Below are 15,620 nucleotides of genomic sequence, written 5' to 3' on the forward strand. Positions count from 1 at the left end.
CAAGCTTTGCTCCCACACCCCTTGCCACACCGTTCTAATTCGAAGGATTTTTTCATGAACACACAACATCCCGCTTCACGCTCCCAACGCCTGAACCAGATCACCCACGAGCCCCACAGCCGGCTCGACGCGCTGGTCAAGGCCCACGCCCCGTTCGAAACCCCGGCCAGCTTCGCCCGTTTCGTCGTCGCCCAGTACCTGTTCCAGTCGGAGCTGGTGGCGCTGTACAACGACGCCGAACTGTCCGCCCTGATCCCCGACCTCCCGGCCCGGTGCCGGGCAGAGGCGGCCAAGGCGGATCTGGCAGACCTGGACACCGAAGTCCCTGCGCCAGTGGCCGGCGCGGTGAAAAACCCGACCCAGGCCGAAGCCCTGGGCTGGCTGTTCGTCTCCGAAGGCTCCAAGCTCGGCGCCGCGTTCCTGATCAAGCGTGCCGTGGGCCTGGGATTGAGCGAGACCTTCGGCGCCCGGCACTTGGCAGAACCTGCCGGAGGGCGCGCCGAAGGCTGGAAATCCTTCACCCGCACCCTAGACGGCCTGGTCTTCACCGAACAGCAGGAAGCCGAGGCGGACCAAGGCGCGCTGGACGCATTCAACCGGTTTACGGTGCTGCTGGAACAAGCCTACGCGGCCGAGTTGGCCTGATTCACACCGCCCCACAGAAGATTTATGGGTGGATGCATATCTTCAGTCACCCAGAAACCAGTGTGGGAGCGAGCTTGCTCGCGATAGCGTCAGCACAGCCGACATCAATGCCAACTGACCCACCGCCATCGCGAGCAAGCTCGCTCCCACAGGAATTGTGCGTGATTGAAAAAACGCTGATGAACCGCCCCTCAAAACTCACCCAACTGCTCTTCGCCCTGCTCGCCTACACCAGCCTGGCCATCGGCCTGGTCGCCATCGTCGTGCCCGGCTTGCCGACGACCGAGTTCATCCTGTTGGCCGCCTGGGCCGCGACCCGCAGTTCACCGCGCCTGAGCGCCTGGCTGGAGAACCATCGCCTGTTCGGGCCGATGCTGCACAACTGGCGCAACGGCAAGGTCATCCCGCGCCGGGCCAAGATCGGTGCCACCACCAGCATGCTGCTCTGCGCAGGCTTGATGCTGGTGCTGCTCGACCACGGCTGGCCGGTTTACCTCGCGCTCGCCGGCATGGGCCTGGGCAATCTGTGGATCTGGTCGCGCCCGGAACAGGCACAGGGCTCTTGCTACCGCCGGGATGCGCAGCGACCCCCAACGGATTTTTGAACTATGATCGCCCTCTCGTACTGGAGGGCTTTCGATGTCAGATCTGCTCACGTCCATGCAAACCGCACTCGGTTTGCCCACGACCCCGATCACCTTCACTGGCGACGGTGCGCTGCCCTCGGCCTTCGCCGTCACGGAGCTGGCCAGCGCCAGCATCGCCGTGGCCGGGCAGGCGACCGCCGAACTCATCCAGCAACAAACCGCTCGCCTGCCACCTGTCGAGGTCGACCGACGCCTGGCGTCGTTCTGGTTCTCCACCTCCCTGCGCCCCATCGGCTGGAGCGTGCCGCCGATGTGGGACCCGGTGGCCGGCGACTACGCCAGCGCCGACGGCTGGATTCGCCTGCACACCAACGCACCGCATCATCGCCTTGCGGCGGAAAAAGTCCTCGGCACCTGCACCGACCGCGCCGACATGGCGGCCAGGGTGGCCCGATGGAACAAGGCCGAGCTGGAACAGGCCGTGGTCGACGCTGGCGGTTGTGCTGCCGAGATGCGTTCGTGGCAGGCGTGGCAGGTCCATCCCCAAGGCCTGGCGGTGAATGCCGAGCCGCTGGTACACCTGAGTGAAACGACTGGAGAGCAGCGCAAACCCTGGCTCGGCTCCGTGACCCAGCCACTGGCGGGGCTCAAGGTGCTGGACCTGACCCGCGTGCTGGCCGGCCCCATCGCCAGCCGCTTCCTCGCCGGCCTGGGGGCCGACGTGCTGCGCATCGACCCGCCGACCTGGAACGAACCCGGCGTGGTGCCAGAAGTCACCCTGGGCAAACGCTGCGCCCGCCTCGACTTGCATCGGGCCGAAGATCGCGCGGCGTTCGAGGCATTGCTCAAGGACACCGACATCCTCTTGCACGGCTACCGTGCCGACGCCCTGGAACGCCTGGGCTACGGCGCCGAGCAGCGCCGGCAGATGGCCCCCGGCCTGATCGACGTCAGCCTCAATGCCTATGGCTGGAGCGGTCCGTGGCAGAACCGGCGCGGCTTCGACAGCCTGGTGCAAATGAGCAGCGGCATCGCCGAAACCGGCATGGGCTGGAAACACACCGACAAACCGACACCGCTGCCGGTGCAAGCGCTGGATCACGGCACCGGCTATCTGCTGGCGGCCAGCGCCCTGGTGTTGTTGTCCCGGCGCCTGGCAAGCGGTCACGGCGGCTCGGCACGCTTGTCACTGGCACGCACGGCGAAGCTGTTGATCGAACGTGGCGCCGGGGATTCGAGCCCATTGCGAGCCGAGGCCGAGGATGATCAGGGCCTGGTGGTCGAACAGACCCCATGGGGACCGGCCCATCGCCTGCAGGTGCCCTTGAAAATCACCGGGACGCCGCTGCAATGGACCTTGCCAGCGGCGGAACTGGGCGCGCATCGAGCACGGTGGTGACGGGTTGATGTGGGAAAGGCTTGCCCGCGATGGAAGCGATGCGGTCTCTCAGAAATCGAGGCGCCTGTTTCGCGAGCAAGCTTTGCTCCCACATAAATCCCCTCGCCACAGGAATCGCCTCAACATCGCGGTAAGCCTCACAACGCCAAAAACCCGCTGTACAACCCATACGCCGCCATACCCGCCCCTGACATCACGCAAGCAAAAATCCCCTTTTCCACATGGGTGAACAAGGGTTGGCGCTGCTCGCGCTTGGCCTGGGCAAACAGGATCACCCCGGGCGCGTACAACAGCGCCGACAGCAGCAGGTATTTCACGCCGCCGGCGTACAGCAGCCACACCGCGTAGCACAGCGCGACGCCACCGATGAACAGGTCTTTCATGCGCCGGGCCGAGCCCTGTTCGTAGGTTTCCCCCCTGGCGCAAAGCAGCACCGCATAGGCCGCCGACCACAGGTATGGCACCAGGATCATCGACGAGGCGAGATAGATCAGGCTGGTGTAGGTGCCTGCGGAAAACAGAGTGATCAGCAAAAACAGCTGGATCATGCCATTGGTCAGCCACAGCGCGTTGACCGGCGCGTGGTTGGCATTCTCCTTGGTCAGGAACGCCGGCATGGTCCTGTCCCGGGCGGTGGCATAGAGAATTTCAGCGCACAGCAGTGCCCAGGACAACAAGGCTCCCAACAGTGAAACCGCCAGCCCCAGGCTGATCAGCAACGCCCCCCAAGGCCCGACAATGTGCTCCAGGACACCGGCCAGGGACGGGTTCTGCAACTGCGCCAGTTCCGGCTGGCTCATGACCCCCAGGGACAACACATTCACCAGCACCAGCAGCGCCAATACCCCGAGGAACCCGATCACCGTCGCACGCCCTACGTCCGCACGTCTCTCTGCCCGTGCCGAATAGACGCTGGCGCCTTCGATGCCGATGAACACGAACACCGTCACCAGCATCATGTGCCGCACCTGGTCCATCACACTGCCCAGGTCCGGGCTCATCGCGCCCCAGATATCGCGGGTGAAAATCTCGGCCTTGAAGGCCACGGCGGCCATGACGACGAACATCAACAGCGGCACGACCTTGGCCACGGTGGTCACCAGGTTGATCAACGCCGCCTCCTTGATCCCGCGCAGCACCAGGAAATGCACCGCCCACAGCAATAACGACGCACACCCGATGGCCACCGGCGTGTTGCCTTGGCCGAACACCGGGAAGAAGTAGCCCAAGGTGCTGAACAGCAACACGAAGTAGCCGACATTGCCCATCCAGGCGCTGATCCAGTAGCCCCAGGCAGACGAGAAGCCCATGTAGTCGCCGAAGCCGGCCTTGGCATAGGCGTACACGCCCGAATCCAATTCCGGCTTGCGATTGGCCAGGGTCTGGAACACGAAGGCCAGGGTCAGCATGCCGACGGCGGTAATCGACCAGCCGATCAGCACCGCACCGACATCGGCCCGAGCCGCCATGTTTTGCGGCAGGGAAAAAATCCCACCGCCGATCATTGACCCCACCACCAGTGCGATCAGTGCGCCCAGTGGCAACTTTTCAATCGGCTGCGGCATTTTTTCTCACTATTAAATTAAGTAAATAAAGCGACATAACGTTTTTGAATAACGTCATCCACACAAAGTCCAAAGGCTTATGACTCGGCCATTCTCCAAGAGCGTAATTAAAAAGACCATGACGCCCATTATCTTTTTGTCACGAATGCAGCCTACAAAATAGTTGCGACTCAACGGAAATCAACTAGCGTGAATAATCCTGCGGCAAGAAAACCTTCACAAACCCTTTGCCAAAGGCCCTGAAACGGGCCTTTCGAGCAACTTCAAGACGCCAACGGATGGTGTTAACTCCTTCATTAACAATGGAATGTTGTCATGCACTGATCCAGATCAGATATTCAACTTTCAAATCGACTTAGTCTGTCGACTCTCTTCTCCTGCACTGGAGTCTCGCAAATGTCTGATACGCCCGGAAAACTTCGATTGGGTGCGCTGGTTGCACTGGTGGTCGGCTCAATGATCGGCGGGGGAATCTTTTCCTTGCCACAAAACATGGCGGCCAGTGCCGATGTCGGTGCCGTGCTGATCGGCTGGGCGATTACCGCCGTCGGCATGCTGACCCTGGCCTTCGTGTTCCAGACCCTGGCCAACCGCAAACCCGATCTGGATGGCGGGGTGTATGCCTACGCCAAGGCCGGGTTCGGCGACTACATGGGTTTCTCATCCGCCTGGGGCTACTGGATCAGCGCCTGGCTGGGCAACGTCGGCTACTTCGTATTGTTGTTCAGCACCTTGGGCTACTTTTTCCCGATTTTTGGTGAAGGCAACACCGTAGCTGCGGTGATTGGCGCCTCGGTGTTGTTGTGGGCGGTGCATTGGCTGGTGCTGCGCGGCATCAAGGAAGCCGCGTTCATCAACCTGGTGACCACCGTCGCCAAGGTCGTGCCGCTGGTGCTGTTCGTGTTGATCGCGGTGTTCGCCTTCAAGCTCGAGATATTCACCCGGGACATCTGGGGCACGATGAACCCGGACCTGGGCAGCGTGATGAACCAGGTGCGCAGGATGATGCTGGTCACCGTGTGGGTGTTCATCGGCATCGAGGGCGCGAGTATTTTTTCCGCCCGCGCCGAGAAACGCACCGACGTGGGCAAGGCCACCGTCATCGGCTTCATCACCGTGCTGCTGTTCCTGATGCTGGTGAACGTGCTGTCCCTGGGCATCATGACCCAGCCAGAACTGGCGAAGCTGCAGAACCCGTCCATGGCCGCCGTGCTGGAGCATGTCGTGGGACACTGGGGCGCGGTGCTGATCAGCGTCGGCCTGATCATCTCGCTGCTCGGCGCCCTGCTGTCCTGGGTGCTGCTGTGCGCCGAGATCATGTTCGCCGCCGCCAAAGACCACACCATGCCCGAGTTCCTGCGCCGGGAGAATGCCAACCACGTACCGGCCAACGCCCTGTGGCTGACCAACGCGATGGTCCAGGTGTTTTTGGTCATCACCCTGTTCTCGGCCAGCACCTACCTGTCACTGATCTACCTCGCCACCTCGATGATCCTGGTGCCGTACCTGTGGTCGGCGGCCTACGCCGTGTTGCTGGCGGTGCGCGGCGAGACCTATGAAAACGCCCTGGCCGAGCGCCGCAAAGACCTGGCCATCGGTGCCATCGCCCTGATCTATGCGGTGTGGCTGCTGTATGCCGGCGGCATCAAGTACCTGCTGCTCTCCGCCCTGCTCTATGCCCCAGGCGCGATTTTGTTCGCCAAGGCCAAGCGCGAGCTGGGCAAACCGATTTTCACCTCTGTCGAGAAGCTGATTTTCGCCGCAGTGATCGCAGGCGCCCTGGTGGCGGCCTACGGGCTCTACGACGGCTTCCTGACCTTGTAGTTGGCTGATTGTTCTAACTGGAGGATTTGTAATGACCACGGAAAAAGTGAAATACGGCGTGCATTCCGAAGCCGGCAAATTACGTAAAGTCATGGTGTGTTCCCCAGGCCTGGCCCACCAGCGGCTGACCCCGAACAACTGCGACGAACTGCTGTTCGACGATGTGATCTGGGTCAACCAGGCCAAGCGCGACCATTTCGATTTCGTCACCAAGATGCGCGAGCGCGACATCGACGTGCTGGAGATGCACAACCTGCTGACCGACATCGTCGCCATCCCCGAAGCCCTGGACTGGATCCTGCAGCGCAAGATCACCGCCAACTCGGTGGGCCTGGGCCTGGTGAACGAAGTCGGTTCGTGGCTGCGCAGCCTGGAGCCGCGCCATATCGCCGAATTCCTGATCGGTGGCGTCTCGGCCGATGACCTGCCGGACAGCTTCGGTGGCAAGACCATCCAGATGTTCCGCGACTTCCTCGGGCACTCCAGCTTCATCCTGCCGCCGCTGCCCAACACCCAGTTCACCCGCGACACCACTTGCTGGATCTACGGCGGCGTAACCCTGAACCCTATGTATTGGCCGGCGCGCCGCCAGGAAACCCTGCTGGCCAGCGCCATCTACAAATTCCACCCCGAGTTCACCCAGGCTGACTTCCAGGTCTGGTACGGCGACCCGGACCAGGAGCACGGCAACGCCACCCTCGAAGGCGGCGACGTGATGCCCATCGGCAACGGCGTGGTGCTGATCGGCATGGGCGAACGTTCGTCCCGCCAGGCCATCGGCCAACTGGCGCTGAACCTGTTCAAGAACAAAGCCGTGGAGCGAGTGATCGTCGCCGGCTTGCCGAAATCCCGCGCCGCCATGCACCTGGACACCGTGTTCAGCTTCTGCGACCGCGATCTGGTCACGATTTTCCCGGAAGTGGTGAGCCAGATCGTCGCCTTCTCCCTGCGCCCTGACGAGAGCAAACCCGGCGGCATCGACGTGCGCCGCGAGGACAGCAGTTTCCTCGACACCGTGGCCGCGGCCCTCAAGCTGCCAGCGCTGCGAGTGGTGGAAACCGGCGGCAATAGCTTCGCCGCCGAACGCGAGCAATGGGACGACGGCAACAACGTGGTGGCCGTGGAGCCAGGCGTGGTGATCGGCTACGACCGCAACACCTACACCAACACGCTGCTGCGCAAGGCCGGTGTGGAAGTCATCACCATCAGTGCCAGCGAACTGGGCCGGGGCCGGGGCGGCGGTCACTGCATGACCTGCCCGATCATCCGCGACCCGATCGATTACTAACCTTTGAGCCTGGGCCGGCACTGCTCTGCATCCCACGGCAGAGACCGGCCCCGGGGATAACCTACACCTGAGGAGATCCACATCATGGCGTTCAACATGCGCAACCGCAGCCTGCTGAGTCTGATGCACCACACCAACCGCGAGTTGCACTACTTGCTGGACCTGTCCCGCGACCTCAAGCGTGCCAAATACACCGGCACCGAGCGTCCACACCTGCAAGGCAAAAACATCGCGCTGATCTTCGAGAAAACCTCGACCCGCACCCGCTGCGCCTTCGAAGTCGCGGCCCATGACCAGGGCGCCCACGTCACCTACATCGACCCGGTGTCATCGCAGATCGGTCACAAGGAAAGCATGAAAGACACCGCCCGGGTCCTGGGCCGGATGTTCGACGCCATCGAGTACCGAGGCTTCGAACAGGAAATCGTCGAGGAACTGGCCAAGTTCGCCGGGGTGCCGGTGTTCAACGGCCTGACCGCCGAATTCCACCCCACCCAAATGATCGCCGACACCCTGACCATGCGCGAACACAGCGACAAGCCGCTGCATGACATCAGCTATGCCTACCTGGGCGATGCCCGCTACAACATGGGCAATTCGCTGCTGATGATCGGCGCCAAACTGGGCATGGACGTGCGCATCGGCGCGCCGAAAGCCTTGTGGCCGCACCAGGATTTCATCGACCAGTGCCAGGCCTTCGCCGCCGAAAGTGGCGCGCGCCTCACCATCACCGAAGACCCGAAGGAAGCCGTCAAGGGCGTGGACTTCATCCACACCGACATCTGGGTGTCCATGGGCGAGCCGGTGGAAGCCTGGGACGAGCGCATCGAGCAATTGCTGCCCTACCAGGTCAACGCGCAAATGATGAAAGCCTCGGGCAACCCGCGGGTGAAATTCATGCACTGCCTGCCAGCGTTCCATAACAGCGAAACCAAGGTCGGCAAGGACATCGCCGCCCGTTATCCGAACCTGGCCAATGGCGTGGAAGTGACCGAGGAAGTGTTCGAATCGCCGGCCAACATCGCCTTCGAGCAAGCGGAAAACCGCATGCACACCATCAAGGCGATCCTGGTGTCGGCGTTGGCGGATATCTAGGCGCTTGAAGAGTGATCGTTCCCACGCTCTGCGTGGGAATGCATCCGGTGACGCTCTGCGTCACAGGGGACGCGGAGCGTCCCGGGCGGAGTTCCCACGCAGAGCGTGGGAACGATCATCACTGCGTTCTCGTTCCATTTTTGAAAGGACAGCACCATGCGTATCGTCGTTGCCCTGGGCGGTAACGCCCTCCTGCGTCGGGGTGAACCCATGACCGCAGACAATCAACGCATCAACATCCGCACCGCGACCGAACAGATCGCGAAAATCCACCCTGGCAACCAACTGGTCATCGCCCACGGCAACGGCCCGCAGGTCGGCCTGCTGTCGTTGCAGGCGGCGGCCTACACCTCAGTCACCCCGTATCCGCTGGACGTGCTCGGCGCCGAAACCGAAGGCATGATCGGCTACATCATCGAACAGGAACTGGGCAATCTGCTGGATTTCGAAGTCCCCTTCGCCACGCTCCTGACCCAGGTGGAAGTGGACGCCAACGACCCGGCCTTCCAAAAACCCACCAAGCCCATTGGCCCGGTCTACAGCCAGGAAGAGGCGCAGAAACTGGCCGTCGAAAAAGGCTGGGCCATCGCCCCGGATGGCGACAAGTTCCGCCGCGTGGTCGCAAGCCCCAGGCCCAAGCGCATCTTTGAAATCCGCCCGATCAAATGGCTGCTGGAAAAGGGCAGCATCGTGATCTGCGCTGGCGGTGGCGGCATCCCGACGATGTACGACGCCGACGGCAAGCTGCAAGGTGTGGAAGCGGTGATCGACAAGGACCTGTGCTCGGCGCTGCTCGCCGAACAGCTGGAAAGCGATCTGCTGGTGATCGCCACCGACGTCAACGCCGCGTTCATCGACTTCGGCAAGCCGACCCAGAAAGCCATCGCCCAGGCCCACCCCGACGAAATGGAAAAGCTCGGCTTCGCCGCCGGCTCCATGGGGCCGAAGGTCCAGGCCGCCTGCGAATTCGCGCGCAACACTGGCAAGGTTGCGGTGATCGGTTCACTCTCGGACATCGAAGCGATCGTCCAGGGCAAGGCCGGTACCCGCATCAGCACGGCGACACCTGGCATCGCTTATCGATAACAGGAAACTTGCGGGGCGGATCCAGGGTCTGCCCTACTCCCCATGCCTTCAAAGGAGAGTTGCTTATGGCCATGTTCGAACCCGGACACCTGCACATGGAGCGCCATGCGCTGAACAAGGATGACTTCAGCTACAACCTGTGCATCGACTACAAGGTCGATCAGGACGGCAAGGAGGGCACGGGCATGTCATTCCGGGTGCATGGCACCGTCGAAGACAAGTCCCTGGACGAGACGTTCTTCCTGGCCAAGGACCAGGCCTTCGACTTCGCCCGCCATGCCACGCGCGTCGCCCAGAAGTATGGCTTGCCCAAGACCGCGAGCATCGGCTCGATGCACAAGTACTACGACGAAATGTTCGAGGACGTGCGCAAGCAACTGGACGTCAAGCCGGGCGACCCGATGAAACCAGAACACCTGGCATAACCGCCTGAAAACCCCTACCCCTGTTTGTGGGAGCAGACCTGTGGGAGCAAGGCTTGCCCGCGATGGCATCGCCTCGGTCTATCAGTTGCACCGAGGTGTTTGCATCGCGGGCAAGCCTTGCTCCCACAAGCTCGCTCCCACAAAGGGATATCAGTGTTCTGAATATCGGGTTACACACAAAGCCTGCCTGGCTGGCAACTCGCTATAGCTGACCTATTCTGAAAGTAGTACCCCCGGGTATTCGTTCAGAGGTCACCGCCATGAACATTAAAATAAAAAGACGCCTCGCCATTTTCGTCACCTGCGCCGCCACGCTTGCGCTGTACGGCACTGCGGCCTACCGGGTCGAGCAGGCCAGGCAACTGCCCCGTGAATACGCCAGTTGCAACTTCGAACGGTGCATCCCCCACAGCGCAACCCTCAACGCCCTGCGCTGAGGCGTGGTCAGTCGTCCTGTTGATCGGTCTTGAGCCGGTCCCGGAACGCCTTGGGCGAGATGCCGACGCGTCGGCGGAACAGCCGGGTGAAGTTGGTCGGATCGGAAAACCCGAGCATTTCGGAAATCTCGTAGATGGTCATGCCGGTGTAGGTCAGCAGGCGCTTGGCTTCCAGCAACTGGCGCTCATGCATGATCTGCAACGCCGGTTGCCCCGCCAGTTCCCGACAGGTGCCGTTGAGGTGCGACACGGAAATACCCAGGCGATGGGCCAGGTCCTCGACCTTGACGTGCTCGCGATAGGTTTCTTCCACCAACTGAATGAAGCCGTTGAGGTATTCCCGGGCCCGTTGCGGGCGCTGGGCCTGGGTGTGGCGCTGCATCACCTGGCGGCTGACCCAGACCATGATCACGCTGACCAGCGCATGCATCAGCATTTCCCGCGCCGGTTGATGCCCCACGTACTCATTCTGCAAGGCGCTGAACAGGCTGTTGAGGTACTCGGCATTCTCAAGGGCGGGGTAGCTTTCGGCCTGGGCCAGGACGTTGACCGAATGCCCCAGTTGCGCTTGCAGGTGCGTGACCAGCGGCGCCGCCAGGGTCACCACGTAACCTTCCACATCCTCGGAAAAACGAAAGCCATGGACCGACAGCGGCGGCAGGATCTGCACGGCCGGCTCGGTGAGTAGCGTGCGCCGGCCCTCGATTTCCAGTTCCGCCTGGCCCTTGAAGACGAACAACAACTGGCACAGATCGGCATGCCGATGAGGCTTGATTTCCCATTGATGCTCGCGACTGCGCTTGGAGATGGTCTCGCAGTGCAACAAGTCCGGCGTCGGCCATTCCTGGCTCTCGCCATAGAGCTTGAACACCGGGATCGAAGGCAGGTCAGGTTTTTTCATAACATGGATCCGGGCCTGGGGTTGCGGGCGATAATCGCACCAATTGGTAAAAAGAACAGGTATCGGCTCAGTTTTCCCCTTCAACTGACAGGTCCGCAAGCGAAAAATGTAGGCACTCGATTTCTAATAATCAACACCGACCCTGGTCGCGTGCTTCGTGCGAGTCATAACAACAATGAAAACCCTCAAGACCCAAGTCGCTATTATCGGTGCCGGCCCCTCTGGCCTGCTGCTCGGCCAGTTGCTGCACAACGCCGGGATCGACACTGTCATCCTCGAACGCCAGACCCCGGAATACGTACTGAGCCGCATCCGCGCCGGTGTGCTGGAGCAAGGCATGGTCGAGCTGCTGCGCCAGGCTGGCGTTGGTCAGCGCATGGACACCGAAGGCCTGCCCCATGACGGTTTTGAACTGGTGCTCAACGATCGGCGGGTGCACATCGACCTCAAGGGCCTGACCGGTGGTAAAAATGTCATGGTCTACGGCCAGACCGAAGTGACCCGCGACTTGATGGCCGCCCGCGAAGCCGCCGGCGCCCGGACCCTGTACCTGGCCAGCAATGCCCAGCCCCACGACATGCAAACCGAAACCCCTTTCGTGACCTTCGAGCATGAAGGGGAAACCTGGCGCCTGGACTGCGACTACATTGCCGGTTGCGACGGTTTCCACGGCGTGGCGCGACAGTCCATTCCTGCGGAAAAACTCAAGGTCTTCGAACGGGTCTACCCGTTTGGCTGGCTCGGCGTGCTGGCCGACACACCGCCGGTCCACGAAGAACTGGTCTATGCTCGCCACGCACGCGGCTTTGCCTTGTGCAGCATGCGCTCCAAGACCCGCACCCGTTATTACCTGCAAGTGCCCGCCGAAGAACAAGTGGCCGACTGGCCGGACGAGCGTTTCTGGGATGAACTGAAAAACCGCCTGCCCGCCGACCTGGCCGAAGCCCTGGTGACCGGCCCGTCCATCGAGAAAAGCATCGCCCCGCTGCGCAGCTTCGTGGTCGAGCCGATGCAGTATGGGCGGATGTTCCTGGTGGGCGATGCGGCCCACATCGTCCCGCCCACCGGCGCCAAGGGGCTGAACCTGGCGGCCAGCGATGTCAGCACGCTATTCAATATCCTGCTCAAGGTCTATCGCGACGGCCGTGTGGATCTGCTGGAGAAGTATTCGGCCATCTGCCTGCGGCGCGTCTGGAAAGCCGAGCGGTTTTCCTGGTGGATGACTTCGATGCTGCACCGCTTCGACGACGATGCCTTCAACCAGCGCATCAGCGAAGCCGAGCTGGAATATTTCGTCGACTCCGAGGCCGGTCGCAAGACTATCGCGGAAAATTACGTCGGACTTCCTTACGAGGCTATCGAATAGTCGCCTATCGACTTAAACTGCGGGTTTCGTCCATTTTGCCTCTCCGGTGCGATGCCCGCAGGTTCTGCCTTGACTCAGTTCAATACGCTCCAAGCCCCAAAACCGGCCATCCGCAGCGTGCTGGCAGCCCTGATGCTGGCGATTTTCCTGGGTGCGCTGGACCAGACCATCGTCGCCGTCTCGATGCCGGCCATCTCCGCACAGTTTGCCGACGTCAGCCTGCTGGCCTGGGTGATTTCCGGCTACATGGTCGCCATGACCGTGGCGGTGCCGATCTACGGCAAGCTCGGTGACCTCTACGGTCGCCGGCCGCTGATGCTGTTCGGCATGGGCCTGTTCACCCTGGCCTCGCTGTTCTGCGGCCTGGCCCAAAACATGGAGCAACTGGTGCTGGCGCGGATTTTCCAGGGCATCGGCGCCGGCGGGATGATTTCGGTGAGCCAGGCGATCATCGGCGACATCATCCCGCCCCGCGAACGCGGTCGCTACCAGGGTTATTTCAGCAGCATGTACGCGGTGGCCAGCGTCGCCGGGCCGGTGCTCGGCGGCTACATGACCGAGTACCTGTCGTGGCGCTGGGTGTTCTGGATCAACCTGCCGCTGGGACTGGTGGCCTGGTGGGTGGCCCGACGCAGCCTGGTCGGGTTGCCGGTGCCGCAACGCACGCCGATCATCGATTACCTGGGCACCGTGTTGCTGATCATCGGCCTGACGGCGCTGCTGCTGGGGATCACCCAGGTCGGCCAGGGCCATGCCTGGCACAGCCGTGAAGTGCTGGGATTGCTGGGTTGCGCAGGCGCAGCGCTGGGGGTGTTCGCCTGGCACGAGCGCCGGGCGCGGGAGCCGTTGTTGCCGATGCACCTGTTCGCCAACCGCGATGCGGTGCTGTGTTGGTGCACGGTGTTCTTCACCAGCTTCCAGGCTATTTCCCTGACGGTGCTGGTACCATTGCGCTTCCAGAGCGTGACCGGCGCCGGTGCCGACAGTGCGGCGTTGCACTTGTTGCCGCTGGCAATCGGGCTGCCGATCGGCGCGTATTTCGCCGGACGCCGGACCTCGGTCACGGGGCGCTACAAGCCGATGATCCTGAGCGGCGCCCTGCTCTTCCCGTTCGCTATCCTCGGCATGGCTTTCACCCCGCCCGCCGCGCTCTGGCTGAGCAGCCTGTTCATGCTGCTCAGCGGCATCGCCTCCGGCATGCAGTTTCCCACTTCACTGGTGGGTGCGCAGAACGCCGTGCACCAACAGGACATCGGCGTCGCCACCAGCACCACCAACCTGTTCCGCTCCCTTGGCGGCGCGGTGGGCGTGGCACTGATGTCGGCGTTGCTGCTGGCCTTGCTACAGGATTCAAGCTTCGCCCAGCTTGCCAGCTCGTCGATGATCGGTGAAGGGCATTCCGGCAGCGTCTTGCTGGACGGCCTCAACGCCGCCCCGGGCGAGGCACAAAATGCCTTGCGCCAGGAGTTGCAGGCGACGTTCCGGCATTTGCTGGCGATCAGCGCGGCGGTGTCGCTGCTGGGGTTGGCCGCGGCGCTGGCGATGCCCAATCGCTTGCTGCGCGGGCGAGATGAGAAGGTCCGCTAGCACATGATCGTTCCCACGCTCTGCGTGGGAACGATCAGCATCATTGCCACAAAATCTCTTTAGGCAGTCGCCACGACACCTTCGGGCAGCACCACCGCGCTCATCCCGTCCTTCATCCGCTTGGCATCGCGCACGAAGCAGCGTGACGCCAGGAACAGGAACACCATGGTCAGGAACAGCGCGACCGGGATAAGGTACATCGCATCATGCAGGCCGATGGCCTTGAACGCCTCGGTCATCTGGTCGACCCCGGCCGCGGCCATGGCCGTGCGGGCGAAGTAGTCGGACAAGCCACCCACCACAACCGGCCCCAGGCCGCCACCGAGCAAGTACAGGCCAGCGAAGAACAGCGCCATCGCCGTAGCCCGCAAGCGCGGCTCGACCACGTCCTGGATCGCCGTGTACACGCAGGTATAAAAGGTATAGGCGAACAACCAGCCGACACTGAACACCGCGACGAACACACCGATTTCAATCCGCCCGGCATGCAATGCCCAGGCAGTGGTGAGCGTCGAGATCACCAGGCTGAACGCGGCGAACAGCAAGCGACCACTGGGCACGCGCTGATGAATCTTGTCGGCGATCCAGCCGCCGAGGGTCAAGCCGAACAAACCGGTCACGCCCACCATGATCCCGGTGGCCACCGCCGCCTCGTGCAACGGCATCAGGAAGTAGCGTTGCAGCATCGGCACCAGGAAGGAGTTGCAGGCATAAGTGGCGAAGTTGAAGCACAACCCGGCCAGCACCAACCACAGGAAAGTGGGAATCGCCAACACTCGACGGATCGGCCGGTCGATTTTTTCCTGGGACACCTGCACGGTTTCCGCCGCGCCGCGCTTGGGCTCCTTGATGAAGAACATGAACAACGCCAGCACCAAGCCTGGTACCGCGGCGATAAAGAACGGCGCGCGCCAGCTGTCAAAGGCCTTGACCATCGCGCCGATGGTGAAGAACGCCAGCAACAAGCCAATCGGCAGGCCCAGCATGAAGATGCCCATGGCCCGCGCCCGGCGATGGGCCGGGAACAGATCGCCGATTAGCGAGTTGGCCGCCGGCGCATAGCTCGCCTCGCCGATCCCGACGCCCATGCGCACCAGCAGGAACGCCCAGAAACTGCCCACCAGGCCGTTGACCGCCGTCAGCGCGCTCCAGGTCGCCAGGCCCCAGCCCATCAACTTGCTGCGCGAACCGGTATCGGCCATGCGTCCCAATGGCAACCCGGCAATGGCGTAGACGATGGTGAAAGCGGTGCCGATGATGCCGATCTGGAAGTCGCTGAGGCTCCACTCCATGCGGATCGGCTCGATGATGATCGCCGGGATGGTGCGGTCGAAGAAGTTGAACAGGTTGGCCAGGAACAACAGGAACAGAATGCGCCAGGCATTCGCCGCTTGGGTCGAGTTCTGCATGGGTCC

General features: G+C 62.3%; 14 protein-coding genes. 11 read left to right on the forward strand and 3 right to left on the reverse strand.

Translation table 11 applies throughout. From position 1 onward, the window contains the following. Positions 1-54 precede the first annotated feature (54 nt). The 3 genes from KGA89_RS00195 to KGA89_RS00205 all read left to right on the forward strand — a co-directional run bounded on the left by KGA89_RS00195 (position 55) and on the right by KGA89_RS00205 (position 2,631). Complete coding sequence (locus tag KGA89_RS00195; RefSeq protein ID WP_223470164.1) at positions 55-645, forward strand: biliverdin-producing heme oxygenase; 591 nt, start codon at positions 55-57, stop codon at positions 643-645. A gap of 179 nt (positions 646-824) precedes the next feature. Further along, a complete protein-coding gene (locus tag KGA89_RS00200) occupies positions 825-1,250 on the forward strand; it encodes a YbaN family protein (RefSeq protein WP_223470245.1) in 426 nt (141 codons plus the stop codon). 34 nt (positions 1,251-1,284) lie between these two features. After that, positions 1,285-2,631 (forward strand): CoA transferase, encoded by a 1,347-nt coding sequence (locus KGA89_RS00205; RefSeq protein ID WP_223470166.1) that lies wholly within the window; start codon positions 1,285-1,287, stop codon positions 2,629-2,631. A gap of 137 nt (positions 2,632-2,768) precedes the next feature. On the opposite strand, the gene arcD (KGA89_RS00210) is transcribed toward KGA89_RS00205, so the two are convergent. Then, positions 2,769-4,196, reverse strand: coding sequence for an arginine-ornithine antiporter (gene arcD, locus KGA89_RS00210; protein ID WP_223470168.1), 1,428 nt, complete (start codon positions 4,194-4,196; stop codon positions 2,769-2,771). 396 nt (positions 4,197-4,592) lie between these two features. On the opposite strand from arcD (KGA89_RS00210), the gene arcD (KGA89_RS00215) reads away from it, so the two are divergent. The 6 genes from arcD (KGA89_RS00215) to KGA89_RS00240 all read left to right on the forward strand — a co-directional run bounded on the left by arcD (KGA89_RS00215) (position 4,593) and on the right by KGA89_RS00240 (position 10,351). Next, entirely contained in the window at positions 4,593-6,020 is a 1,428-nt protein-coding gene (arcD, locus tag KGA89_RS00215; protein ID WP_223470170.1) for an arginine-ornithine antiporter, read from the forward strand. A gap of 31 nt (positions 6,021-6,051) precedes the next feature. After that, a complete protein-coding gene (arcA, locus tag KGA89_RS00220; RefSeq protein WP_223470171.1) occupies positions 6,052-7,308 on the forward strand; it encodes an arginine deiminase in 1,257 nt (418 codons plus the stop codon). A gap of 84 nt (positions 7,309-7,392) precedes the next feature. Beyond that, positions 7,393-8,403, forward strand: a complete 1,011-nt coding sequence (locus tag KGA89_RS00225; RefSeq protein ID WP_003198502.1) for an ornithine carbamoyltransferase — start codon at positions 7,393-7,395, stop codon at positions 8,401-8,403. A gap of 156 nt (positions 8,404-8,559) precedes the next feature. Continuing rightward, a complete protein-coding gene (arcC, locus tag KGA89_RS00230) occupies positions 8,560-9,489 on the forward strand; it encodes a carbamate kinase (RefSeq protein ID WP_223470173.1) in 930 nt (309 codons plus the stop codon). 65 nt (positions 9,490-9,554) lie between these two features. Then, positions 9,555-9,914, forward strand: a complete 360-nt coding sequence (locus tag KGA89_RS00235) for a DUF5064 family protein (protein ID WP_223470175.1) — start codon at positions 9,555-9,557, stop codon at positions 9,912-9,914. Between the two features lie 260 nt (positions 9,915-10,174). Then, positions 10,175-10,351, forward strand: a complete 177-nt coding sequence (locus tag KGA89_RS00240; protein ID WP_003198496.1) for a hypothetical protein — start codon at positions 10,175-10,177, stop codon at positions 10,349-10,351. A gap of 7 nt (positions 10,352-10,358) precedes the next feature. Here KGA89_RS00240 and KGA89_RS00245 read toward each other — a convergent pair whose 3' ends face one another. Further along, positions 10,359-11,252, reverse strand: a complete 894-nt coding sequence (locus KGA89_RS00245) for a helix-turn-helix domain-containing protein (RefSeq protein WP_003198494.1) — start codon at positions 11,250-11,252, stop codon at positions 10,359-10,361. A 175-nt stretch (positions 11,253-11,427) separates the two neighbouring features. Here KGA89_RS00245 and pobA point away from each other — a divergent pair, with 175 nt between their 5' ends. Both pobA and KGA89_RS00255 read left to right on the forward strand, forming a co-directional pair. Then, a complete protein-coding gene (gene pobA / locus KGA89_RS00250) occupies positions 11,428-12,618 on the forward strand; it encodes a 4-hydroxybenzoate 3-monooxygenase (protein WP_003198491.1) in 1,191 nt (396 codons plus the stop codon). Positions 12,619-12,669: 51 nt separating this feature from the next. Then, positions 12,670-14,205, forward strand: coding sequence for an MDR family MFS transporter (locus KGA89_RS00255; RefSeq protein ID WP_013692425.1), 1,536 nt, complete (start codon positions 12,670-12,672; stop codon positions 14,203-14,205). A gap of 59 nt (positions 14,206-14,264) precedes the next feature. On the opposite strand, the gene KGA89_RS00260 is transcribed toward KGA89_RS00255, so the two are convergent. After that, entirely contained in the window at positions 14,265-15,614 is a 1,350-nt protein-coding gene (locus KGA89_RS00260; RefSeq protein ID WP_003198487.1) for a spinster family MFS transporter, read from the reverse strand. Positions 15,615-15,620: the final 6 nt, after the last annotated feature.

The sequence above is a fragment of the Pseudomonas sp. A-RE-22 genome, assembly GCF_019956035.1.
Taxonomy (GTDB): domain Bacteria; phylum Pseudomonadota; class Gammaproteobacteria; order Pseudomonadales; family Pseudomonadaceae; genus Aquipseudomonas; species Aquipseudomonas brassicacearum.

Excerpts from the sequence above, each read along its gene's own strand:
- KGA89_RS00195 (WP_223470164.1), top strand. The coding sequence starts at position 55 with ATGAACACACAACATCCCGCTTCACGCTCCCAACGCCTGAACCAGATC.
- KGA89_RS00200 (WP_223470245.1), top strand. The coding sequence starts at position 825 with ATGAACCGCCCCTCAAAACTCACCCAACTGCTCTTCGCCCTGCTCGCC.
- KGA89_RS00260 (WP_003198487.1), bottom strand. The coding sequence starts at position 15,614 with ATGCAGAACTCGACCCAAGCGGCGAATGCCTGGCGCATTCTGTTCCTG.
- KGA89_RS00255 (WP_013692425.1), top strand. The coding sequence starts at position 12,670 with ATGCCCGCAGGTTCTGCCTTGACTCAGTTCAATACGCTCCAAGCCCCA.
- arcA (WP_223470171.1), top strand. The coding sequence starts at position 6,052 with ATGACCACGGAAAAAGTGAAATACGGCGTGCATTCCGAAGCCGGCAAA.
- pobA (WP_003198491.1), top strand. The coding sequence starts at position 11,428 with ATGAAAACCCTCAAGACCCAAGTCGCTATTATCGGTGCCGGCCCCTCT.
- arcD (WP_223470168.1), bottom strand. The coding sequence starts at position 4,196 with ATGCCGCAGCCGATTGAAAAGTTGCCACTGGGCGCACTGATCGCACTG.
- arcC (WP_223470173.1), top strand. The coding sequence starts at position 8,560 with ATGCGTATCGTCGTTGCCCTGGGCGGTAACGCCCTCCTGCGTCGGGGT.
- KGA89_RS00225 (WP_003198502.1), top strand. The coding sequence starts at position 7,393 with ATGGCGTTCAACATGCGCAACCGCAGCCTGCTGAGTCTGATGCACCAC.
- arcD (WP_223470170.1), top strand. The coding sequence starts at position 4,593 with ATGTCTGATACGCCCGGAAAACTTCGATTGGGTGCGCTGGTTGCACTG.
- KGA89_RS00240 (WP_003198496.1), top strand. The coding sequence starts at position 10,175 with ATGAACATTAAAATAAAAAGACGCCTCGCCATTTTCGTCACCTGCGCC.
- KGA89_RS00205 (WP_223470166.1), top strand. The coding sequence starts at position 1,285 with ATGTCAGATCTGCTCACGTCCATGCAAACCGCACTCGGTTTGCCCACG.
- KGA89_RS00245 (WP_003198494.1), bottom strand. The coding sequence starts at position 11,252 with ATGAAAAAACCTGACCTGCCTTCGATCCCGGTGTTCAAGCTCTATGGC.
- KGA89_RS00235 (WP_223470175.1), top strand. The coding sequence starts at position 9,555 with ATGGCCATGTTCGAACCCGGACACCTGCACATGGAGCGCCATGCGCTG.